Source organism: Ruegeria sp. BF6 (assembly GCF_056538665.1).
Window position 1 is genome coordinate 31,556 of the sequence record NZ_JBQFTN010000020.1, and the last position, 22,633, is coordinate 54,188.

20 protein-coding genes are annotated in these 22,633 nt (G+C 54.5%); 12 read left to right on the forward strand and 8 right to left on the reverse strand.

The annotated features are described in order from the left end of the window. The 3 genes from ACR0IM_RS22255 to xylF are packed head-to-tail and all read right to left on the reverse strand — an operon-like array spanning window position 1 to window position 3,182. A complete protein-coding gene (locus tag ACR0IM_RS22255) occupies window positions 1-804 on the reverse strand; it encodes an ATP-binding cassette domain-containing protein (RefSeq protein WP_480643254.1) in 804 nt (267 codons plus the stop codon). Then, window positions 804-2,102, reverse strand: a complete 1,299-nt coding sequence (locus ACR0IM_RS22260; RefSeq protein WP_480595841.1) for a sugar ABC transporter permease — start codon at window positions 2,100-2,102, stop codon at window positions 804-806. Before ACR0IM_RS22260 ends, ACR0IM_RS22255 begins: the two co-directional genes overlap by 1 nt. Window positions 2,103-2,162: 60 nt before the next feature. Next, a complete protein-coding gene (gene xylF / locus ACR0IM_RS22265; protein WP_480595839.1) occupies window positions 2,163-3,182 on the reverse strand; it encodes a D-xylose ABC transporter substrate-binding protein in 1,020 nt (339 codons plus the stop codon). A 151-nt stretch (window positions 3,183-3,333) separates the two neighbouring features. Here xylF and ACR0IM_RS22270 point away from each other — a divergent pair, with 151 nt between their 5' ends. Together ACR0IM_RS22270 and ACR0IM_RS22275 are read left to right on the forward strand one after the other, a co-directional pair. After that, on the forward strand, window positions 3,334-4,551 hold the full coding sequence (locus ACR0IM_RS22270; protein WP_480683259.1) for an ROK family protein: 1,218 nt from the start codon (window positions 3,334-3,336) through the stop codon (window positions 4,549-4,551). Continuing rightward, the gene (locus ACR0IM_RS22275; protein ID WP_480683260.1) at window positions 4,541-6,052 is read left to right on the forward strand and encodes a CRTAC1 family protein; all 1,512 of its coding nucleotides are present in this window, start codon (window positions 4,541-4,543) and stop codon (window positions 6,050-6,052) included. The genes ACR0IM_RS22270 and ACR0IM_RS22275 overlap by 11 nt, the downstream gene beginning before the upstream one ends. On the opposite strand, the gene ACR0IM_RS22280 is transcribed toward ACR0IM_RS22275, so the two are convergent. From ACR0IM_RS22280 to ACR0IM_RS22295, 4 genes are all read right to left on the reverse strand, one after another. Next, window positions 6,053-7,354 carry a cytochrome-c peroxidase gene (locus ACR0IM_RS22280; RefSeq protein WP_480683261.1) on the reverse strand — a complete coding sequence of 434 codons (1,302 nt, stop codon included), beginning with the start codon at window positions 7,352-7,354 and terminating at the stop codon, window positions 6,053-6,055. Further along, window positions 7,344-8,303, reverse strand: a complete 960-nt coding sequence (locus ACR0IM_RS22285; protein ID WP_480683262.1) for an aldose epimerase family protein — start codon at window positions 8,301-8,303, stop codon at window positions 7,344-7,346. The genes ACR0IM_RS22280 and ACR0IM_RS22285 overlap by 11 nt, the downstream gene beginning before the upstream one ends. After that, on the reverse strand, window positions 8,300-9,757 hold the full coding sequence (xylB, locus tag ACR0IM_RS22290; RefSeq protein WP_480683263.1) for a xylulokinase: 1,458 nt from the start codon (window positions 9,755-9,757) through the stop codon (window positions 8,300-8,302). The genes ACR0IM_RS22285 and xylB overlap by 4 nt, the downstream gene beginning before the upstream one ends. Window positions 9,758-10,016: 259 nt before the next feature. Further along, on the reverse strand, window positions 10,017-10,985 hold the full coding sequence (locus ACR0IM_RS22295) for a LysR family transcriptional regulator (RefSeq protein ID WP_480683264.1): 969 nt from the start codon (window positions 10,983-10,985) through the stop codon (window positions 10,017-10,019). 128 nt (window positions 10,986-11,113) lie between these two features. Between ACR0IM_RS22295 and ACR0IM_RS22300 the strand changes: the two genes are divergently transcribed. From ACR0IM_RS22300 to ACR0IM_RS22340, 9 genes are all read left to right on the forward strand, one after another. After that, window positions 11,114-12,121, forward strand: coding sequence for a TAXI family TRAP transporter solute-binding subunit (locus tag ACR0IM_RS22300; protein WP_480683265.1), 1,008 nt, complete (start codon window positions 11,114-11,116; stop codon window positions 12,119-12,121). Window positions 12,122-12,201: 80 nt separating this feature from the next. Next, on the forward strand, window positions 12,202-14,415 hold the full coding sequence (locus ACR0IM_RS22305) for a TRAP transporter permease (protein WP_480595823.1): 2,214 nt from the start codon (window positions 12,202-12,204) through the stop codon (window positions 14,413-14,415). A 4-nt stretch (window positions 14,416-14,419) separates the two neighbouring features. Continuing rightward, on the forward strand, window positions 14,420-15,658 hold the full coding sequence (locus ACR0IM_RS22310) for an NAD(P)/FAD-dependent oxidoreductase (protein WP_480683266.1): 1,239 nt from the start codon (window positions 14,420-14,422) through the stop codon (window positions 15,656-15,658). Window positions 15,659-15,685: 27 nt separating this feature from the next. After that, complete coding sequence (locus ACR0IM_RS22315; RefSeq protein WP_480595819.1) at window positions 15,686-16,426, forward strand: aspartate/glutamate racemase family protein; 741 nt, start codon at window positions 15,686-15,688, stop codon at window positions 16,424-16,426. Window positions 16,427-16,487: 61 nt separating this feature from the next. Further along, window positions 16,488-17,192: a TSUP family transporter gene (locus ACR0IM_RS22320; RefSeq protein ID WP_480595817.1), complete on the forward strand. Its 705-nt coding sequence runs from the start codon at window positions 16,488-16,490 to the stop codon at window positions 17,190-17,192. A 61-nt stretch (window positions 17,193-17,253) separates the two neighbouring features. Next, the gene (locus tag ACR0IM_RS22325) at window positions 17,254-18,225 is read left to right on the forward strand and encodes a D-cysteine desulfhydrase family protein (RefSeq protein ID WP_480683267.1); all 972 of its coding nucleotides are present in this window, start codon (window positions 17,254-17,256) and stop codon (window positions 18,223-18,225) included. A gap of 299 nt (window positions 18,226-18,524) precedes the next feature. After that, entirely contained in the window at window positions 18,525-19,199 is a 675-nt protein-coding gene (locus ACR0IM_RS22330; protein ID WP_480683268.1) for a phosphatidylserine decarboxylase, read from the forward strand. 12 nt (window positions 19,200-19,211) lie between these two features. After that, window positions 19,212-19,958 carry a CDP-diacylglycerol--serine O-phosphatidyltransferase gene (gene pssA / locus ACR0IM_RS22335; protein ID WP_480595811.1) on the forward strand — a complete coding sequence of 249 codons (747 nt, stop codon included), beginning with the start codon at window positions 19,212-19,214 and terminating at the stop codon, window positions 19,956-19,958. Between the two features lie 9 nt (window positions 19,959-19,967). Next, the gene (locus ACR0IM_RS22340; RefSeq protein WP_480683269.1) at window positions 19,968-20,591 is read left to right on the forward strand and encodes a class I SAM-dependent methyltransferase; all 624 of its coding nucleotides are present in this window, start codon (window positions 19,968-19,970) and stop codon (window positions 20,589-20,591) included. A 242-nt stretch (window positions 20,592-20,833) separates the two neighbouring features. Here the strand turns inward: ACR0IM_RS22340 and bfr are convergent, their stop codons facing one another. Beyond that, window positions 20,834-21,319 carry a bacterioferritin gene (gene bfr / locus ACR0IM_RS22345; protein ID WP_480643231.1) on the reverse strand — a complete coding sequence of 162 codons (486 nt, stop codon included), beginning with the start codon at window positions 21,317-21,319 and terminating at the stop codon, window positions 20,834-20,836. 925 nt (window positions 21,320-22,244) lie between these two features. Here bfr and ACR0IM_RS22350 point away from each other — a divergent pair. After that, window positions 22,245-22,502: a TonB family protein gene (locus ACR0IM_RS22350; protein ID WP_480683270.1), complete on the forward strand. Its 258-nt coding sequence runs from the start codon at window positions 22,245-22,247 to the stop codon at window positions 22,500-22,502. Window positions 22,503-22,633: the final 131 nt, after the last annotated feature.

The following is a 22,633-nucleotide window of genomic DNA, read 5'->3' on the forward strand; positions in this document are numbered from 1 at the left end:
CTACTCTGCTTTTTGTGCTGGCTGTTTGCCGAGAATGATCATCGACAACAGATCGTCGTCTGTGACGTCTGCAATTTCCACGGTGCCAACCAATTTCCCGTTTTTCATGACCGAGGCGCGATCGCACAGTTCCATAACCGCATGCACGTCGTGATCGATCAGGAAAATTCCGATGCCTTGCGCCTTTAACTGGTGTATCAGATCCGCCACCATTTGCGTTTCATGCGGGCCTAACGCCGCCGTGGGCTCATCCATGATCAGTATGCGGGCGTTGAAATAGACGGCCCGAGCAATCGCCACAGATTGTCTTTGCCCCCCCGACAACGCGGAAACAGGATCATTGAACTTCTGAAAGTTCGGGTTGAGCTGCGCCATGATCTTTCGGCACTCGGCCTCCATGGCCGCGTCGTTGACCAACCCAAAAGGCGTCGTCATCTCGCGCCCCAGGAAAAGGTTCGAAGTTGCGTCCAGATTGTCGGCCAGCGCAAGCGTTTGGTAAATGGTTTCGATATTGTTTGCTCGCGCATCACGGGGATTGCCGATCTCGACCGGTTTGCCATCAATCAAAATTTCGCCGTGATCCATTTGATAGGCGCCGGACAGAACCTTAATCAAAGTAGACTTTCCGGCCCCGTTATGTCCAAGCAAACCAACGACTTCACCCGGAAAGAGATCGACCGACACATGGTCTACTGCCTTGATTCCGCCGAAAGAAATCGAGATATCACGCATCTCGACCAATGGCGGCGCGCCAGAACCACGACCAGAGTTGGCGGGGGATTTCTGCGTATCCTGAGCTTGCATCACTTTGCCCCCAGTCGCTTGCGGTAGACGATGTCGATATAAACGGCCAGCACGAGAACACTGCCGACCACGATGTTCTGGAAAGGCGCGTCAACGCCGACCATGGCCATGCCTGATTGAAGCGCTTGCATGATCAGTGCGCCGAGGATCGCACCGTAGATGGTGCCGATGCCACCTGACAAAGCGGTCCCACCGATAACTGCGGCTGCGATGACCCTCAGTTCGTCCAGCGTTCCAATATCGTTCGAGTGGTTTGCCAGACGCGCCGAGGCGACGACAGCTGAAACGGCGCACAGGAAACCCATAAGAGCAAAAATCTTCACGGTCAGCAGCCGTGTATTGATGCCAGAAAGCTCTGCTGCATCCGGGTTGCCGCCAGTGGCAAAGATGTATCGGCCAAACCGGGTTTTCCGCGCCACGATCGTCAGAGTCACCGCAACGATAATCAATATCAGCACCGAAATTGGAATGCCGTACCCTACAACAAGCCCTTCGGGCATCGTCTCTCCGCGCGCTTCGAACATACGTTGCAGTCGACGCGTTGGAATGGCGTAGCTATTGACGATGAAAACGTATCCGAGGATCGCAATCGCGATTATCCCAGCCATGGTGGTCTCGGCCCAGATCGGTTTGACAGGGAAACCGTGTGCAGCTTTTGCCCGTCGTCCGCTCCACAAGGCCCATATAGCGATTGCGGTAGCGAAAAGCCCGAATAGCCAGCTTGTCGTTGCACCCATTGTTCCGTTTGTACCGCCGAACATTAGGAATGTGCTGTCCAGCGGACCAATGGTTTGACCACTGGTCAAATACCACGCCACATTTCTCCAGACTAAAAACCCACCGAGAGTGACAATGAAGGCCGGTATCGTAAGATAGCCGACCATCCAGCCGTGGAATGCACCAATCAATGTGCCCACAAACAGCCCAACAACTATCGTAATCGCCCAAGTTGCCGGGTTGTTCAAACCCATTCCCAGCATATGCGGCAGCAGCTCGGTTTGTGTCATCGCCATCACTGCCGAGGTTGTTGCCAACAGCGCTCCGACCGACAAGTCGATGTGCCGCGTGACGATGATGAACACCATCCCGCACGCCATGATGGCGACCGAAACTGTCTGGATAGACAGGTTGAACAAGTTGCGTGGTGTCAGGAACCGCCCATCCGTGACGATATTGAACCCAATGCAAAGGATGACAAACGCGCCGATCATTCCCAAAAGCCGCATATCCAGTTCCAACTGTTGGAACAGGCTGGGTTTTGCTTTTTCTGGTATCGGCTGAGACGAAGTTTCGGTCATTTCCGATCTTTCATAGTCAGCAAGGGTCCCCGGCCCCAAAAGGGCCAGGGACTGTGAAGTTTAGTTGCAGGGAGCAGGGCCGTTTTCCACGCCCTGGCATAGATCTTCAAGTGGGATCCATCCTGCATCAACAACTACTGAAAGGTTGTCCTTGGTGATCGGTACCGGTGCAAGGAAGACCGAGTTCATCTCTGTGCCCCCGGGTGAAGTCCAGCTGACTGCGCCGTCGACATCTGCGGGACTTGTGCCTCCGATGAGTGCGACCGCGATTTCACCGGCTGCCTTACCCAACTCACGGGCGTCCTTCCAAACCGAAACGGTTTGAGTGCCCAACGCGACCCGATTCAATGCAGCGTGGTCTCCGTCCTGACCCGACACGGGAATTCCCTCCATGCCCTGCGCGGTCAGAGCGGCCACAACGCCACCTGCCGTGCCGTCATTCGAAGCGACAACCGCGTCCACGTTGTTTTCATTGGCCGTCAAAATCTGCTCCATGTTCCGCTGAGCATTGGCGGGTAACCAGCCATCCGTGTAGGCTTCACCAACGATCACAATTTCACCGCTGTCCACTGCTGCGCCGATGATCTCTTGCTGTCCGCCACGAAGGAAATCCGCGTTCGGGTCGGTGGGAGAACCTTTGATCATGACATAGTTGCCCTTGGGCATCGCCTCAAAGACTGCGCGGGCCTGCATTCTGCCAACCTCGACGTTGTCAAACGTTAAATAAAAGGCACGATCATCTTCGATTAAACGGTCATAGGCGATCACCGGGATACCTTCGTCGGCAGCCGCCTGAACAGCTGGTCCAATCGCCTGTGAGTCTTGTGCCAGAATGATAAGCGCGTCTACACCTTGGGCGATCAGGCTTTCAATGTCCGACAGCTGCTTTGCGGGAGACGACTGCGCATCTGCCGAGGTGTATTCAGCACCACCTGCTTCAAGCGCCGATTTGATGGCTGCTTCGTCAGTCTTCCAACGTTCCTCCTGAAAGTTGGACCAGCTTACACCGACGACCGGCTCTGCGAATGCAACCGAGGCCAATAAGGTGGCCGCAGTTGAGACACTGAGAATTCTTTTCATGATTTCCTCCCATTTGCTGAGCCATCGCATCACGATTCGCGGCTCTCACAGTTCTGAATATCATATTTATTTCAGTCGGTAAAATATTTAGTCTACAAGACGCGCGAAATCTCAAATAGATTAGACCAACAAATAGATTCGCGAGTACAAGATGCTGAAAAGCAAAGCCTCACCGATTTCTTTGGAACAAAGAAACACAACCCGCCTGCGGGTGTTGGAGCACATCAGATCAAAGGGTGCCGTTCCGCGAATCGAGATCGCAACGGCCTTGCAGACCAGCCCTGCAACCGTGACAGCGGCGACTGCCGATCTCATCTCAGCAGGGCTAATCAAAGAGATTGAAGCCGAAGCGCAATCAAAGTCCGGAAAAAGGGGCCGACCCAAGATCTTGCTGCAATTGGACGGTCAGTCTTTCCTTGTGGCGGGGCTAAAGATGGCACGGCAGATGATATCGATCATTCTGGTCGATTTTGAGGGCAACGAAGTCACTTCGCACAAGTTTCCCTTAAACAACGCCAGAATGCCGCCTGCAGAGTTTGTTTCGACCATCCACAATGCGCTTACGGAAGCCTGTGCAAAAATCGATGGCTCAGTCGAACAACTGGCGGGCATTTCTATCGGGGTAGCCGGCCAGGTCGATGCAAGCAGAAACTTTGTCCACTGGTCATCATCGATAACCGAAAGAAACATTGATTTCAGCAACTTACTCTCAAACCAATTGCCCTGCCCCGCATTCGTAGAGAACGATGCCAACCTTGTCGCGAAAGCCGAACAGTTGTTTGGGCTGGGTAACGGTCTGAAAAACTTTCTCGTCGTCACGATCGAACATGGTGTTGGTCTTGGCATCGTTCTCGATGGCAAACTGTACCGTGGAGAAAGAGGCTGCGGGGCAGAGTTTGGACACACCAAAGTGCAACTTGACGGAGCCCTGTGTCAGTGTGGTCAACGCGGATGCCTTGAAGCCTATGTCGGGGACTACGCTTTAATCCGGGAAATGACAGTCACAGGACAAAACAACGAACTAAAGACCGTGTCCGACATACAGGATCGCGCAGTTTCTGGAGATGAAAGAGCGGCTTCGGTGCTTGCCCGGGCGGGTCAGATGTTCGGACTTGGAGTGTCCAATCTGATCAATCTGTTCGACCCAGAGTGTATCATCGTGTCAGGCCCGCAAAAGAGCTTTGAACATCTTTGTACGGATGAGGTCATGACCCGCATTCGAAGTGGCGTCGTCAGCGTGGACGCGCCTTTGCCTGATATCAAAGTGCACCATTGGGGTGACCTGATGTGGGCCAAGGGCGCAGCAGCGTACGGGATTGAACAAATCTCGATCCTCAAAGTTAAGGAACTTGCAGCAAATGCGATTTGATCTTGCGGCATTATCGGTTTTTGCCACAGTCGCCAACGCGGAGACAAGAATCCCCGAGTTTGTGAGCATTGAAGTTCCGTCGCATGTTTACGATGGCGGCTGGGAGCATTTCGTTGGCGGTGGCTTGGCCGTTTTCGATTGCAACGGTGATGCACTGCCCGAATTGTTCCTGGCAGGTGGATCAAATCAATCTCAACTGTTCAAAAATACATCGCGGGAAGAGATCTCTTTTAAAGCTCAAACGCCTGACCAACTGTCCTTGACCGGGGTAAGTGGGGCGTATCCATTGGACGTGGATAGCGATGGCCTAATAGATTTAGCGATCTTGCGTGTAGGCAAAGACCTCCTTCTCAAAGGCCATCCGGGCTGCCAATTCAGCCCTTTCGAAAACCTTGGTTTTCAGTCCGAGGATCACTGGACGACGGGTTTCTCGGCCACTTGGGAAGATGGGCAGTCTTTACCTACCTTGGCGTTTGGAACTTATGTTGATCGGTTCGACCCCGAAGGCCCATTCCAATCTTGCGGGCCGACCCTGCTTTATCGCCCCGAAGGGCGCAGTTACCGACAGCCACAACAGCTTGAACCCGGGTTTTGTTCGCTTTCCATTCTGTTTTCTGATTGGGCGCGAAACGGGCGCGCGGACCTTCGTGTCAGTAACGACCGCCACTACTACGTGCGGGGCGGGCAAGAGCAACTTTGGGCCATGGAACCGGAACCACGGCTGTATGCGCTCGAAGAAGGGTGGCTACCCTATTCAATCTGGGGAATGGGGATCGCCTCACGAGATCTGACCGGAGACGGTTTTCCCGAGCTCTATCTAACGTCTATGGGCGACCAAAAACTTCAGGTTTTTGATCCTGAAACTAACGGCCCAACTTGGCGCGACGCTACTTATGAAAAGGGCACGACAGCCCATCGGCCTCATCTCGGTAATGACGGAAGGCCATCAACCGGGTGGCACGCGCAGTTTAGTGACGTGAATAATGATGGTCGAGACGACATATTCGTCGCCAAAGGCAATGTTGAGCAAATGCCGGACGCCGCCCTGAACGATCCCAACAACCTGCTTTTGCAAAACTCTGATGGTTCGTTCTTTGAAGCCTCGACAAGCGCCGCCGTTGCGTCGATGGCGAAATCTCGCGGGGCAGCCCTTGCAGACTTAAATAACGACGGGAGTATGGACCTTGTTGTCGTCAACCGTGGTTCGGAACTGGAAGTCAGCCAGAACACGTCACAGGGAGGAGATTGGTTGTTGCTTGATGTCGCACAGAACCAATCCAACCGTGCAGCAGTGGGCGGGTTTATCGAAGTCAGAACCTCGCAGGGTGTTCAAACTCGCGAGATAACAGTTGGCGGCGGCCACGCCGGTGGTATCGCCGGGCTCCACCATTTTGGACTTGGGCATGAGGATCAAGCGCAGGTTCGCGTGATCTGGCCGGGTGGAGAGGCTAGCGAATGGCTGGAACACCCCTCTAATCAGATCATTCGAATTCACCGTTGATCATTGATCCACTGGCAGTCCGCTTGGAACCTGATCGGGTATCCCTAGCCGTTCGGCTGGGTCTTCCAAGCTTTTCAGAAAGCTGAGAAGTAAGACTACCTCTCGATCCGTCAGTGCAACTTTTGGCAGGCTGTTGCTTTCAGCGATCGCATCCAAGTGCTGTTCGTCCAACAACGGATTATGATCTTCAGATCCCGGAAAAGCAGGTAACAGGGCCATCTCTATCGAGTAGTTTCGCAAAGACGTCACCGGGTCCAGATGGTGGCGCACCATGTCCTCAAGCCGGGCGTATGCTCCACTATGGCCGTATGGAGCCGTCAGAGTCACGTTGCGTAGGGATGGCGTTCGAAACGCAAACCCATCTTCCGGGTCACCGGTTACACGAAGACGGCCGTCGTCCTTGACGTGGTTCTCAAATCGCGCCGCTTTACCCGGACCGATCTGCGGCAGCGCAATCGAATGAAACTTGTGATCCGTCTGAAACCAACCCGAGTGGCAGTTGCTGCACCCAGCTTTTCCATAGAACAACTCCATGCCGAGTTCTGCTTCTTGCGGCAACTCGGCCTCGCCGCGCATTGCGCGGTCGAACGGGCTGTTATCCGCGCGCCATTCGAAGGCTATAAAATCCGCGATTGCATTGGCAATTGCCGTGAATGTGATCCCATCATCCGGCGAAACACCTTCAAACCTCTGGCGGTATTCAGGAACTGCTGCGACCCGTGTCGCTATCAGGTCCCACGCACCGCCTTGCTGTGTCAGAAAACCAAGGCGAACCGCTTTGCTCACGTCATTCTCGGAGTAGTGACCAGCCATTTCGTCCGCCGATAAAACCGGAAACATTGCTTGTGCCGCCAACGTCGACTTGAAACCGGATCTCATGTTTGTGCCCAGCGGAGTTCTAATACCCTCAGGTTGCGTTGGGTCTGCCTCTAGTCGGCCATCATGGAAAAACGTCTGAAATTCAGTGGCCCCGAGGTTCCACAACCCGGGTGAATTTCGTGGAATACGTTGTTCAGGAGTGTTCTCTGGGTCCAAACTTCGCTCTGCGCCCAGCCCAATCCCCCCTTCCCCAATACCAAGGGAAAGGCCGTCTGAAGTGCCTAGCCTGGGATGATGACAGGTCGCACAGCTGATATTTTCGTTCCCTGACAATATCGGGTCATAAAACAGCAAGCGCCCAAGCTCGACACTCGCGAAATCTGGCTCAAGAAACTCTGGCAGCGGGCCAAACGTCTGAGCGTTCGCGCCACCAAGGTTCGCGATCGACGCGCTGATAGCCAAAAACAGCGAGCTAGCTCTCATTTTGATCCTCAGAGATTTCTAAAACAAGCACCTGTCGGTAGGGTGTCTCTGGGGTGCAGATAACTGAGGGAAACAATGGGATATTGGGTGCGTTAGGGTAGCCTGATGGCTCAATGCACAAACCGGACGAAACACAAAGTGATTTTGCCTTTTTGTACCCCGAATAGATCTGTGCTCCGGGTTGGTCGGAATAGGCATTTAATGTAAGACCAGAGGGTGCCGTGAACTTAGCGGCCGGAGCCGATGGGTCATGATCGTGATCGAAGCAGAAGTAGTGATCGATCGCCTCCGAAACACTTCCGATTGTTCTGGGTGTTGAAAAATCCAGATCGCTTTCTTTGGTGGCACGCACTTGGCCCGAAGGAATTCCCTGATCGTCGATTTCCAAGTATCGGTTTGAAGCTAGCTTCAGCTTGTGCGCATCAATTCCTTTTGAGCCACCCAAAGTGTAGTAGTTATGTTGCGTCAAGCTTATCGGTGTTGGCCGGTCGGGCTGCGCGACCATCGAATAAACCAAACGCGGAAACTGCAGGCAGATTCTGACCTCAAACCTGATCTCGCCGGGAAAACCGCTTTCCCCATTGCGTGAAACGTAGCTTAACAAAACCTCATTCTGAGCAACCTGTTCGAGGTTCCAGAATTGTTTGGAGAGCCCATCCTCTCCACCATGCAATGTGTTTTCGCCTTCGTTGGCGCTCAGCTGGAAACTGGTGCTTCCCAGGTTAAACTTTGCACCGCCGATCCGGTTTGCAACCCGCCCGACAATTGCGCCCAGGTAACGGGTATCGGTCAGATACGCTTTTGGGTCTTCGAACCCAAGAATGAGCGGTTCGCCCTTGTACCACCAGCCCTGCGTTATAGCCCCGTAGTTCAGGATAGAAAGTCGCATATCCCCATCGGCAAGAAGAGCCCTTTCAATCTGATCAAGCGTATTCGTTTTTGGTTTCATCTTGCTGCAAGTGGCTCTAGCGCCGTGTAGAATTGCTTATAGCGCCTGTATTCGTTTTCGTAGGCGTCAATCAGGTCGTTGCGCGGTTCGATACATTCTTCGATTTCCGGAGGCGTCATGACTTGCGCCGGTTCAGCGCCGTTGGCAGCACAAATTGCGAGGCGTGCAGCGCCCATTGCTGCACCGAATTCGCTACCTTTGGGCACTTCCAATGGAACTTGCAGAACTGTGGCCAAGGTTTCCAACCAAAACCGGGATCGCGCGCCTCCCCCAACCGCCATTAGGCTTCGCGGCTGCGTTCCGGTGCTTTTCAGCGCTTCCAGACAATCTCTCATTGCGAATGCAACGCCTTCCATCACGGACTGGGTTAGGTCATTAGGTTCGGACGACACGTCCACGCCCAGAAATGCGCCACGGATCCGGCTGTCGTTATGCGGTGTCCGTTCTCCTGAAAGGTATGGCAGAAAGGTGATCGAAGAAGGCCCATTCAACCTGCCGGGTAACGCTGCAGCGAGTTTTTCCACCGGTTCACCCAAAGTTCGCGACAACCAATTCATACTGTTAGTTGCGGAAAGTATGACGCCCATTTGTATCCACCTTTCGGGGACGGCATGACAAAAGCAGTGCACAGCAGTTTCCGGAGCAGGCGCATAGGATTCCCTCGCAACCAGCAACACACCGGATGTTCCAAGTGAAACGAACCCCGCGCCGTCGTTAATGCTCCCGATTCCGCAAGCTGCCGCAGCGTTGTCACCCGCGCCGCCTGCAAGGACAACCGGAGACGAAAGCCCCCACTCCTGTCTCAACTCATCCTTCAGCTCTCCACCGGGATCACTGCCCTCAACCAAGAGAGGCACTTGTTCGACCCGCATGTGACCCATGGAAAGAGCTTTTTCCGACCACTGCCGATTCTGGACATCCAACCAGGATGTTCCCGCGCTGTCTGACACGTCCGAAATGTATTCTCCTGTCAGCCAAAACCGCAAATAGTCTTTCGGCAACAATACTTTGTCTATCTTTGAGAACACATCTGGCTCGTGCGTACGCAACCACTCGAGCTTTGGCGCTGTGAACCCCGGGAATACTATGTTTCCTGAGATTGTGCGCATCCCCGGCGTTTGATCCAGTATCGCTGCCTCGTCAGCTGACCGCGTGTCATTCCAAAGAATGCAAGGTCTTAGCACTTCACCTCTTTTATCCAGAAGTGTCGCACCATGCATGTGCCCGCTTAGGCCAATACCGCGCAGGTTTGAAAAAGCCTCCTCGTTGTTTGCGCGGATTTGCCTAACAACCTCTTGGCAAGCATTGATCCAGTCCAGGGGGTTCTGCTCGGACCAGCCGGATTTGGGCGACAAGGTCAAAACGCTGACTTCGGCGTCACCGAAGACAAGACCGGTGTCATCTACCAGAAGCCCGCGGAGACCCGACGTTCCCAAATCCAATCCCAAGTACATTCGACACCACCCCAGGAATTTATTTTACCTGATAAAATTAATTAATGCAGAGGTCTTGTCAAGGTGCTGCCAGAAAGGTGCTGTCAGACAAAAATAAACCACCCTTAGCCGCATCAGTCAGGCCGCCCATTATGCCGAGCTAGCTTGCACCACTCGGCATATGCAGCAGAGCACATCTTCTTATGAAATACATACCGGTTGAATGCATACATGGCAGCTCGCTAGACCACGAACAGCAGACAAAAACGGAGCCGGCAATTCAGCTCCGCTCGCCACCAGCTTCATCAATACATACCGCTTTAGGGTTTGCGTTCACCTGCTCCAACATCCTCAACACTTCGGCTTTCCAACCTGCTTTGATCTTTAGTGCCAGCTGAGACGGTGGTCGGTGGTCGGGCTCAAGGAGCGCATATTCGTATCTGAGCGGTTTCTCGAAGGGCAAGAACGCAATCTTTCCGTTCGAAAAATTTAGCTCCAGCTCAGTCGCCACAGTCAACGGATCCACGATCGAATAACACTGACCGGAGCTCACAAAGGGTATCAGCGGAAGAAAGTACTGACAGGTCACCGTTGGGTTGTAGTTAGCAGATACATCCTGAAACTCTTGCCGAATTTTACTTTGGAAGGGATGAGTGGCATGCAGCCCCCCCATAGGAGCCCCGTCGAGATCGGAGATTGTCAAGATCTTGCGGGAAGCAAGCGGGCTGTTACGATCGACGGCACAAAAACAGTCCGCCCGGATCAGCTCAGCCGAATACTGAGGCTCTTTCCCGGCCGAGTGTTCGAAATCTGCGAAGCCAAAATCTATGTTCTGCGTCCCGGCAAGCTCCATAATCTGCGGCGAGCTACGCGTAGACAACGTGATGCGTATCTCTGGGTTTTCACCAACCGATTGGCTAATAAACCGCGGAAACAAAAAAGCGGATGGACCCGGCATTGTTGCGATGTTGAGGCTGCCGGAATGCCCTTTTATCAGCCCTTCCATTGTGCTGGATATCGTCGCAAGTCGGTCCAGGATGCCGGTGGTCTCGGCAAGCAGATAATGCGCCTCGGGCACCGGCACCAGCCGCCTTCCCTTGCGTTCGAACAATGGCAAGCCCAGCGTCTTTTCAAGGTTCTTCAACGCAAGACTTATAGCGGGCTGTGTGCGATTCAGTTTCTTGGCGGTCTGAGAGATGGAGCCGGTTTCCATCACCTCTCGGAATACAGTGAGCTGCGTCAGGTTCATACCCAATACATAAGGAAAACCTTAGTTTTATGAAATATAAAAAATTTGTTTTTATGCGATTTGCCTTTAGGCTTTCAGGATCGAAGTTCGGACCAACCGAATCCAACGAACCAACAACGGAGACGACAATGAAATTTGCGAAATGCTTGACTGGCCTTGCTCTGGTAGGCGCACTGGCCGCCCCCGCGCTGGCACAAGACCCGACCTTTTTCCGTATCGGCACTGGTGGTGCCGGCGGCACCTATTTCCCCATTGGCGGCACCATCGCCAACGGCATCTCGGCTCCTCCGGGCTCACGTCCGTGCGAAGAGGGCGGGCAGTGTGGCGTTCCCGGCCTGATCGCCATTGCGCAGTCCACCACCGCGTCGGTCTTCAACAACGCCGCCGTGCAAAACGGTGAGCTTGAGGCTGGTCTGGCCGCGGCCGACGTCACGCGTTCGATGTATCTGGGCGAGGGCAAATTCGAGGGTAAGCCTCATCCCAATCTGCGCATCGTGGCCAACCTGTTTCCTGAAGACCTGCATCTGGTTCTGCCAGCCGGACAGACGATCAACGATCTGGGCGATCTGGAAGGCAAACGTGTTGGTATTGCTCAAGCCGGTTCGGGCACGCAGGTTGCCGTGCTGCAAATGCTGGACGCATGGGGCGTCAACCGCGACAACATGGACGAAGCCGAGCTGAACAACAGCCAGAGCGCCGAGCGTCTGGCCGATGGTCAGCTAGACGCCTATTTCTATGCTGCGGGCTGGCCAGTTGCTGCTATGGTGCAACTCTCCTCGACCAAGGGCATGAATTTGCATTCGTTCAGCGATGAGGATCTCGCCAAGATCAATGAGATCATTCCCGCCTATATTCCCTCGGCCATTCCGGGTGGTGTCTACGAAGGTATTGACGGAGAAACCAAAACCCCCGCGGTCAGCGCGATGCTGGTTGTTTCGTCGGACCTGTCAGAGGATCTGGTCTATCAGTTGACCAAGGCCCTGTGGAACGACAACACCCGCAAGCTGCTGGATAACGGCCACGCCAAGGGTAAGCAGATCACTCCGGACACAGCCCTGGACGGTGTCGAGGCGTTGGGTGTTCCGCTGCATCCGGGCGCGGAGAAGTTCTATAAAGAAGCCGGGCTTCTTCAGTAACCACACCTCACTGACACCTGTCGACGGTGCCCCTGCGCGGGGCACCGTACTCTGGAATTTTGCAAAATCGGGGGGCCATCATGTCCGAGACCCAGAAACTTGATGACCACGAACTGACGGCCGAGGAACTGGCCGCTATTGAGGAACAGTTCGACGAAGGCGCCGCCGTTCGGCAGGTTACGCCCACCACTGGCAAAGTGCTGCGTGTCGTTGCCCTGATCTTTGCGTTCTATGAATTCTTCACCGCAGGTTTTGGCCTGCCTGCCGATCACTGGCACATGGGTATCTATTTGGCCCTGTTGTTCATTCTGGTCTACGCGACAATCCCTATTATCGGGGCCAAAAGCCTCTATGCCCTCAAGGTCAGCCGGTTCCGCATCGGCAACATACCCCTTTATGATCTGGTCTTCATGGCGCTCGGCATCGTTGCTGCGCTCTATGTCGGTATTGCCTGGCGTGGAATCCCGGCACTGGGAATTGAGGAACAAACGTTCCGCATGGGCAACCCAAACGCATATGACGTGTTTCTCGGTGTCGTCATCATCCTTCTTGTGCTGGATATTGCGCGCCGCACGCTAGGCTGGGTGCTACCGCTGATCATCTGTGTGTTTATCTCATACGCTCTGCTGGGGCCGTATTTCCCCGGCTTGCTGCAGCATCCTGGCGTGAATTTCAAAACCTTCGTGTCATCGATGTATTTCCCGCAAGAAGGCATCTACGGCGTCACACTCTGGGTGGTTTCGACCATCGTGTTCCACTTCGTCCTGTTCGGCGTGATCGCGCAGCGCACTGGGTTGGGACAGCTTTTCATCGACAACGCAACCATTTTGGCGGGCCGCTATACTGGCGGTCCGGCAAAAGTGTCGGTGGTATCCTCGGCCTTCTTCGGCACGATCTCGGGTTCTTCGGTGGCCAACACCGTATCAACCGGCGCGCTGACAATTCCCAACATGAAGCGCCTTGGATACCCCGGCCATTTTGCAGGCGGGGTCGAGGCCGCGTCTTCGGCGGGGGGACAGATCACGCCGCCGATCATGGGTGCCGCGGCCTTTATCATGGCTGAGTTCCTTGAGGTTCCGTACACCACTATCGTGATCGCGGCGATCTTCCCGGCTATCCTGCACTATGTCGGCGTCTTCGCCGTGGTACATTTGATGGCGCGCAAGCTGAACCTGCAGGGTCTGGCGAAAGAACAACTGCCGCAGCTCAAGGCCGTTTGGGCCGAAGGCTGGGCCAATATCGTACCGCTAATCGGTCTGTTGGTGGTACTGTTCACAGGCTATACGCCGTTCATGTCCGCCTTCTGCGGTATTTCTCTTGCCGTGATCGCGGGCATGTCGCGCATCAAACAGCCACCGACGTTGATCTATGCCGCAGCATTTCTCGCCTTCGTGCTGTGGAAATTCTCAGATGGTGGATTCGACCTGACCATGACGGCGATCCTGTGTGCCCTGTCCGTGGTTGCGACACTCAACCCGCAGAAACGGATCGAAGTGCCCGAGATGCTGGCTGCGGTGGAACTGGGTGTGAAATACTCGCTGGCCGTGGGTGCGGCGGCTGCCGCGGTGGGCATCGTGGTTGGCGTAATCAACACCACTGGTATCGGCTTTCGTATCGGCTTTATGGTAACGCAAGGCGCGGGCAATCTGGCGTCAGATCTGTACAACATGATCTCGTTCGGTAGCTTCCAGCTGTTTGCGATGGAAGACCTGCAGCTTTTCATCTCGCTGGTATTCATCGCCATCGTATGCATTCTGATGGGTGCAGGTATCCCGACCACGGCTCTCTACATCATGCTGGTTTCGGTCGCGCAGCCAGCGCTGGCGCAACTAGGCGTTCCGCCAATCGCGAGCCACTTGTTTGTACTTTATTACGGCGTGGTATCCGAAATCACGCCTCCGGTCTGCACCTCAGCCTATGCGGCGGCGGCGATTGCCAACTCGAACCCATTCCGAACAGGGTTGTCCGCCTTCACCCTTGGACTGGGCAAAGTGATCGCGCCAATGGCCTTTGTCTACGCCCCGGTTCTGCTGTTTGTGTCCTCAACCGGGTTTAATCTGTGGGAGTTCACATATACCGCGGCTAGCTGCATAGCCGGTGTTATTGCCCTGTCCGCTGCAGTGGTAGGTTACTGGCTGAAGCCACTGAACCTCGCGTCGCGTGTTCTGATGGCAATCGCCGGGGTGATCTTCGTTGCCCCGAGTCTGACAGCTGACCTAATAGCGTTGGCGGTGGCCTCGCCAGTCATCGTCACCCAGTTGATCGCGCGCAATCGCAGCCAATCTCCAGCCTGATACGATGACAGAGCAAGTTACCATTATCGGCGCAGGGATCGTCGGAATCTGTTGCGCACTGTCTCTACAAGAGCGGGGCATACCGGTCCGTCTTGTGGACCGGGGTGACCCGGGGCAAGAGACCTCGTTCGGTAATGCGGGCGTGGTGTCACCTTGGTCGATCATTCCGCAGGCAGTTCCAGGTATTTGGAAGAAACTACCCCAAATGCTGCTGGACCCGAAAAGCGCACTGTCGGTCCGGGCGGGTTTCTGGCCGAAGATGATCCCATGGGGTTTGCGCTTTCTGGGTAAGTCCAGCGAAAAGTCTGTTCGCGAAGTCTCGGACGCGATGGAGGTTTTGTGTCGTCCCTCCATTGATTTGTACCGTCGACATCTGGATGGCACCGGGCACGAAGATCTGATCGCCGATAGCTACTATATCCACGCATTCCGCAACCCGGAAGAGGCCGACCTGGATGGGCTTGGCTATTTGATCCGCCGGGAAAAAGGCGGCGATTTGGAGCGCATTGGCGGTGCGGAGTTGCGGCGCATGGAACCCGCACTGACAGAAGAGTTCAAGGCCGCGATTGTGATCAAAGGCCAGGCCCGCGCGACCTCTCCGGGGCGTGTGGGTGCAGTTCTGGCTGAAAAAGCGCGCGCGCAAGGCGCCGAGATTGTAAGGACTGAAGTCACCAAGCTGACCCGCGGCGAGGACGGCGATTGGCAATTGGCCACGTTGGGCGAAACACTGCGCGCGCGCCATGTTATCATTGCAGCCGGAGTGTGGTCCGCTGACCTGCTAAAACCACTGGGGCTGCCCGTGCCCCTGGCTGCTGAACGAGGATACCACGTTGAGTTTCCCATGCCCTCAGCCGCTCTGAACAATTCGGTCATGGATGTCGACGCAAAGGTGGTTGCAAGTTCAATGCAAGACGGCCTGCGGATCGCTGGCACGGCCGAGTTTGCCAGCATAAATACCCCTGCCGATCCGCGCAAGGAAACGATACTGACCGAACAGGCCAAATCCATGGTTCCGGATCTTGATACAAGTCAGGCCCGATTCTGGATGGGACGGCGCCCCTCTTTCCCTGACAGCCTGCCTGCAATTGGGCCGCTCAATGGCAACGACCGGCTCTACGCTGCATTCGGGCATTCTCATTACGGGCTTATGATGGCCCCGAAGACCGGTGAGCTTGTGGCCGATCTTGTGTCAGGGCGCAGGCCGAATATCGATCTGGCGCCATATTCGTTGGCCCGGTTTTAACTTCCGCATCGAAAGGACTTGAGCACCATGCCAATTTACACGGGCGGCCAGAATATCTGCGGGGCTTCAATCGGGGTCTTGTGCCTTGAAAGCTATTTCCCGAAACCACCCGGGCACATAAAGAACCCGTCCAGCCTGCCGTTTCCGGTGCTCTACGAAATGATCGACGGCGTCACCGTCCCTACCCTGCTAAACAATCCAACCCCCGAATTGCTCGCTCCGTTTATTGAGGGCGCAAAACGGCTCGAGGCCGAGGGCGTTCGGGCCATCACCGGAAGCTGCGGTTTTCTGGCATTGTTTCAAAAGGAACTGGCGGCGGCAGTCTCGGTGCCTGTCTTCGCATCCAGCCTGATCCAGGTGCCTCTGGCATTCCACATGACCGGAGCGAATGCTCCAGTGGGCGTGCTGACCGCTGATGCGTCAGCGCTGACGCCGAGGCATTTCGAAGGTGTCGGGGCCGCCGATATTCCCGTCGCGGTGCAAGGGTTAGAGGATACCAGCGAATTCGCAGAGGTGATTTTGCGAAACGCGCGCACCCGCATGGATACTGATCTGATCGAGGCCGAAGTCCTTGAGGCCGCGCTGCGATTAAAGCGCCAAGCACCGGATATTCGGTCGCTGGTACTGGAGTGTACAGATTTGCCGCCATATGCCGCGCGCCTTCAGGAAGTGCTGCAACTTCCAGTCTTCGATTTGACGACACTGGCGCAGATGGCGCATACCGTTGCGACGCGCAATGCCTACGCCGGAATCATGCCTTGGGCGTAAAGGGACAGCAGTACCGCGCGGGACCTTGGGGGTATAAGTGTCCGTTGACCTTGCCATCCTGATGGCTGCCATCGGCCTTGGCGCAATGCTGCAAGTCGGCGTGGGCATCGGGTTTAGCATTATCGCAGGGCCACCAATGATGATCCTGCTTGGTACTTCGACGGCTGTTCCCGTGCTGCTTCTATTGAACACCGTTGTTTCAGCGGTAGCGACAGACCGGCACGTGCTGAAAGCCGACGAGCAGACAATTCGCACGGCGATCATCGGATGCCTCGTCGGAGTGATTGCAGGTCTCGCCGTCTACCCCTTGCTGAGTGAGGCATTTGTCCTTGGCTTGACGGCCAGCCTGTTGCTGATCGGGCTTCTAACGACCTTGCTGCCCTTGCGCCGCTCAATTGGAACAGCGGGATTTTCGATTGTTTCGGGGTTGTCTGGGCTGGCAACCGTTTGGGCGGCTACACCGGGTCCTCTTATGGTTTTCGGTTTGATTGCAAAAGGCCGCCCAGCCAAAGAAGTTGCAAAGCTGGTTCAGCCCATTGCGCTGGTGGCGTATGGCATCGCATTTCTGTTGCACAGCGTTTCAGAGACGCAAATTTTCACTTATGGCGCGCAACTATGGGGCTTCCTCGTGCTCACGTTGATTGGCAGCCTTCTCGGACGCTCGGTAGGCCCTTGCTTACCACAATCGCTAGTCACAACGGCTATCCGCGTGGTTTCGTTGATAGCCTGCAGTGTTCTCTTTCATCGCGCATTTACGATCGCGTAAAATCGAAGGGCAGACGATGACACAAAAAAGTTTTCTGGACAGATTTCCTCGGGCCCAACTCATGACAGGTCCAACCCCGATGGAGCGATTGGACCGACTGTCTGCGGAATTGGGCATAGACCTTTGGCTGAAACGCGATGACCTGACCGGGCTTGGCTTTGGTGGAAATAAAACGCGGCAGCTTGAGTTCTACTTTGGCGATGCACTTCAGCAAGGTGCTGATACCGTTCTGATTACCGGCGCCGTTCAGTCCAACTTTGTTCGATCTGCGGCAGCAGCAGCGGCCAAATTGGGCATGCAATCCATCCTGCAACTGGAAGAACGTGTGCCGGATATGGGTGAGGAGTACTACAGTTCAGGAAATGTGCTTCTGGCAAGGATCCTGGGCGCCGAACATATGAGCTACCCCGAAGGCGAGGACGAAGCCGGTGCCGACGCTGCGTTGCATGCACGCGCCGAAGAACTGAAGGCTCAAGGGCGCAAACCCTATGTCATTCACCTAGGACTGAACCATCCACCCTTGGGTGCGCTCGGCTATGTCGTCGCCGGGCAAGAATTGTGCCAACAGATGCCGAGTTTCGACGCAGTCGTCGTACCGTCAGGTAGCGGCGCAACGCATGGAGGCTTGTTGACTGGAATAGCGCTGGAGGAGAATGCCGCCACTGTGTTCGGCGTCTGCGTGCGCAGGAATCGCGATTGGCAAAAGGTCCGAATGAATACTGTACTGCAGAAACTTGCAGACTTGCTGGATATCGACGCGGCGCCATTGCAGGACAAGGTCAACGTTCTGGATGATGCGCTGCCGCCCGGCTACGGCAAACTAAGTGGAATGACAAAAGCTGCATTGGAAAAGATGGCACGCACCGAAGGAGTTTTCCTTGATCCTGTCTATTCTGCGAAAACCTTTGCAGGGTTGTTGCATTTGGTGCGCGCTGGAGAAATTCAACCCGGGCAGAAAGTTGTCATGCTCCACACGGGTGGGCTGCCTGCATTATTCGGGTACCAAAGAGAGTTGATAAACAACCAATCCTAAGAAACAAATCGCCCAATACAGCATCGCCAGCGACCACCGACTTTTCTCCCAACCCCTGTCAGCGCTTCGGTGCGTGAAGCAATTCCTCGTCATCCGTTACCAATGTCTCTCCAACTGCTTGCATCAGTTGCGTAGCGAAATCTAAATGACTAGTGGTCACGAAGCGAGTTTCGTGTCTATTGCACCGAATAATATCATCCAAGCTACCATTGATTGGCGCTGGCAGAGGTGGTCCCACTTGCGTTCCTTACCAATCCACTTATGAAAGAGCCGTCAATTGACCTGAGGGAAATTTTGCGATGCGCATGCGCGATACGTTCATCAAGCCGATGCACCCGGAAGGTTTTCGGTTTGTCGCAATCTTTGCCGCCATAACGGTCGGCCTTTTTCTTCTGTCTGACGTATGGGGCTGGATTGGCGTCGGCCTTACGGTCTGGTGCTACTATTTCTTTCGCGACCCGGAACGGGTGCCGCCGTCAGAAGAAGGGTTGATCGTCAGTCCGGCGGACGGGGTGGTTTCGCTGATCGAAGCGGCGGTGCCACCGAACGAACTTGGGATGACCGATGCGCCTCTCACCCGAGTCAGTGTGTTCATGAGTGTATTCAACTGTCACGTGAACCGGACGCCCATTGAAGGTGAAGTTACCGCGGTTGCTTACCGCCCCGGCAAGTTTTTCAACGCATCCCTGGACAAGGCCAGCGCAGACAACGAGCGCAATAGCCTGCGTATCCGCATGACGAACGGTCAAGACCTTGCCGTTGTCCAGATTGCCGGCCTGGTGGCCAGACGGATCGTCTGCTTTGTAAAACCCGGCGCCGCGCTGCAAACCGGAGAGCGATTTGGATTGATCCGTTTCGGGTCTAGGCTGGACGTCTATCTTCCCGATGGCGTGGACCCGCAGGTACGTGTCGGGCAAACGATGATTGCCGGCGAGACCGTCCTTGCCAGTTTGCACAAACCCGAAGAAAAATAGGTAGTTGGATCAGTGGCAGAACCATCCGAACAGGGAGAGAAAGGGTTTGCGCTGATCCATTTGCTTCCCAATGTGTTAACCATAACGGCTATTTGCGCGGGTTTGTCAGCAATCAGATTTGGAGTTCAGGGCAACTACGTGCTTGCGGTTCAGCTCATTATTGCCGCCTGTGTTCTGGATGGGTTGGATGGACGTATTGCCCGCCTGCTCAGCAGTGACAGCAAACTGGGGGCCGAGCTTGACTCACTTGCAGATTTCCTGAACTTCGGAGTGGCTCCGCCGCTCGTTCTCTATTTCTGGGCCTTGCAGGACATACGCAGTGCTGCGTGGCTTGCAGTCCTGTTTTTTGCGGTGTGCTGCGTCATGCGCCTTGCCCGGTTCAATGTGGGTAGCAAATCTGAGACCTGCGATCAGGACAGCGCCTATTTCGAGGGGGTCCCCGCCCCTGCAGGAGCCCTGCTGGTCATGATGCCAATGTATCTGTCCTTCGCTTTCGCGGATGCCCCATTGCTGCCCAGTATTTTTATTTGCCTCTACATGGTGACAATCGGTCTTCTACTTGTCAGCCACATACCGACTTGGTCATTCAAGACCACAAGGATCTCCCGTGAAAACGTAAAGTACTTCCTCATTGGCGTCGCCGTTGCAGGTGCCGCGCTCCTGACCTTTGCCTGGGTCACGCTGATCGCACTCTGTCTCACATATGTGGTGATGGTCGCGTGGGCATGGCTCGACAGGGAAACTACTTCTAACCGTTAAGGACTCGATATGGACATTAAAGCCGTTCAAACCTCCTATGCTCGTTGGGCACCCGTCTATGACAAGACGTTTGGAGCTATCACCAATGCCGGGCGGCAACACGCGGTTGAATATATAAACAAACGCGCTGGAAAGGTTCTTGAAGTTGGCGTCGGCACCGGGCTGTCGCTGGAGCATTACGGGCCCGAGACGCAAGTGACCGGGATCGATTTCAGCGAAGAGATGCTGCAAAAAGCCCGCGACAAGGTAAAAGCTATGTCACTCAACCATGTCACCGAGTTGATGCAAATGGACGCCCGCGCGCTTGATTTTCCAGAGAACCATTTCGATACGGTTGTGGCAATGCACGTTCTGTCCGTCGTTCCGGAACCGGAAAGGGTGATGACGGAGATAGCGAGGGTCTGCAAACCGGGTGGCAAAGTAGTGATTACGAACCATTTCCAACGAGAGCGGGGACTGCTTGCTTCTCTGGAAAGGGTGTTTTCGCCACTTGCAAATACAATCGGCTGGCATTCCGATTTTGAGATTGAAACGGTGCTGAAAGAGGATGCGCTCTCAGTCGAAGAACAAAGACAGATTCCCCCGCTGGGCATGATGACTTTTTTGGTACTGAAAAAAACAATGGTCGCGTAACAGCCTTCTAAAGGAAGGTTTTGCGGCCCTAAATGCGGAGCCGAGCAACATCCTTTCGGTCCATTAATTTGACAAATTCTCTCTTTTATGAGTCGGATTTGCAGCCGCGAGATGCGCGCATTGAAGTGTCATAATTTGGCGATCTTCTGCGAAATAATACGACATTCGTGGAGCGATGATGCTTTACCGAAGAAAATGCTGGATTTCTTGAAAAGCTACACGCCAATGGGTGTCAGCGCGGTTTATTCGGCATCTTCCATCTTGGTGGCGTTCAGTTGAGCAAACAACTCGGGTCCGACGCGGTCATAGAGTTCCAACTGCGTTTCGAGGAAATCAATGTGGCCTTCTTCGTCTGACATCAAGCTTTCGAACAAACCCATGGAAACATAGTCACCTGCGGCTTTGCAGACATCTCGCGCTTCCTTGTAGAGGGAACGAGCGCTTTGCTCAGCAGCCAAATCACATTCCAGAGTTTCACGTGGATTCTCCCCGATCCTTAGCGGGTCCAGTTTTTGCAGGTTGGGATGGCCCTCAAGGAAAATGATCCGCTCGATCAATTTGTCGGCGTGTTCCATCTCCTCAATGGATTCTTCCCGGCTTTTCTTGGCCATGCTCCCAAGTCCCCAGTCATCCTGGAGGCGGTAGTGAAGCCAGTATTGGCTGACGGCTGTCAGTTCGTGCCGAAGCGCTTTGTTCAGATAATCGATTACCTTTTTGTCACCCTTCATAAATGGTCTCCCTGGCTTCATGTTCGTCTTGCTTGGACGAGGTTTTTGGTGGTTGATCTTAACATTTTTTAGAACTGTTCCAAAATCGACGGATTACCCTTTGCCTTCAGTTAACTAACCGAAATCCCGACGATTCTTGTTAGTTTTACCCTAGGAACTGGCGACACGCATCGTTATTGCTTACGGTCTGAGTACGGTGCGATCCCGGGACCGCAATGCTGTACCTGCCGGGTTTTCACATTTTGCAGATCAGTGGCTGTCCGGATTAAGCCTTAGCACAATTGTAAGGCTTTGCGTTTTGAAGTGGTCCCATATCATGATGCAGGCAGGCAGTTTAAATAAAAGGGAAGACGTCCACCCTTTCGGTGCGCCCGAGCTGCAGGAGCGGGCGATGCAGTTCGTCAATCATCTACGCGTGGTTGCACTGCAGACCCAATCATCCTCGCGTGTTGAATTGGGTCAGGCCTGCGCTCTGCTGCTGGCTGACCCGGCAGATGCTCAGATACGCCGCAGAAACCCTGATGCGCGGATTTCGTCGAGCCGTTACCAAAGGATCTGTATTCTTCCGGCGCGGAACCGCCGACTTATCCTTTGATGAGGCTTGGCTGGGCCGTTTGTTCGAAGCGGTTGATAAGGGTGACGACGACAGTTTCCAATTCCTCATTCGATCCCATGCCCCTCGCTGAACGCAGCAAAACCTGTCCCTTTTGATCCGAGCAAGTTCATCGACTTTAGAATTAATCTAAGACTATCTTGGAATTTTTCTTTGATTGTAAAAATATGATGGCGCACTGGTTTTGCTATCGAACAGAACGATTAACCGAAGGGCCAAGGGAACTATTATGCCCAGACAACTATCGATTTGACGACCGATTCAAGCACCTCATTTTCCGATGCACTGAACCAATGAATCAGCGAGACGGACGTGACCGCAGTACTTGCACAAGTTTTTATCGGAACGTACCCTCGCGGTTCTCAAGACAGCAGGAGTGTGACAGTCGCCATTCAGGTGTCGCGCGACGGCCAGCTTCTGGGGTATCGCATGCGCGCATCGTCGGACAGTCCGGATTTGGACAAAGCTGCAATATCCGCCGTTACCAGGGCAAAACGCTGTCCTAAAGCACCGAAAAACCTGTCGGAACAGACATTCGGTTTTGCAGTCACTTTGAAGCTCTCACCCTGACGATAAGCACCACGATTCAAAAGGCGCGCCTGCTCTGACACAGGCATGTTCACCTAATCGAAATCCCCTAAGACCATCAGGATCGACAATCGGGCTGCTGCTCAAAGCGACGGTGCTAAAGTTTTTAGGGA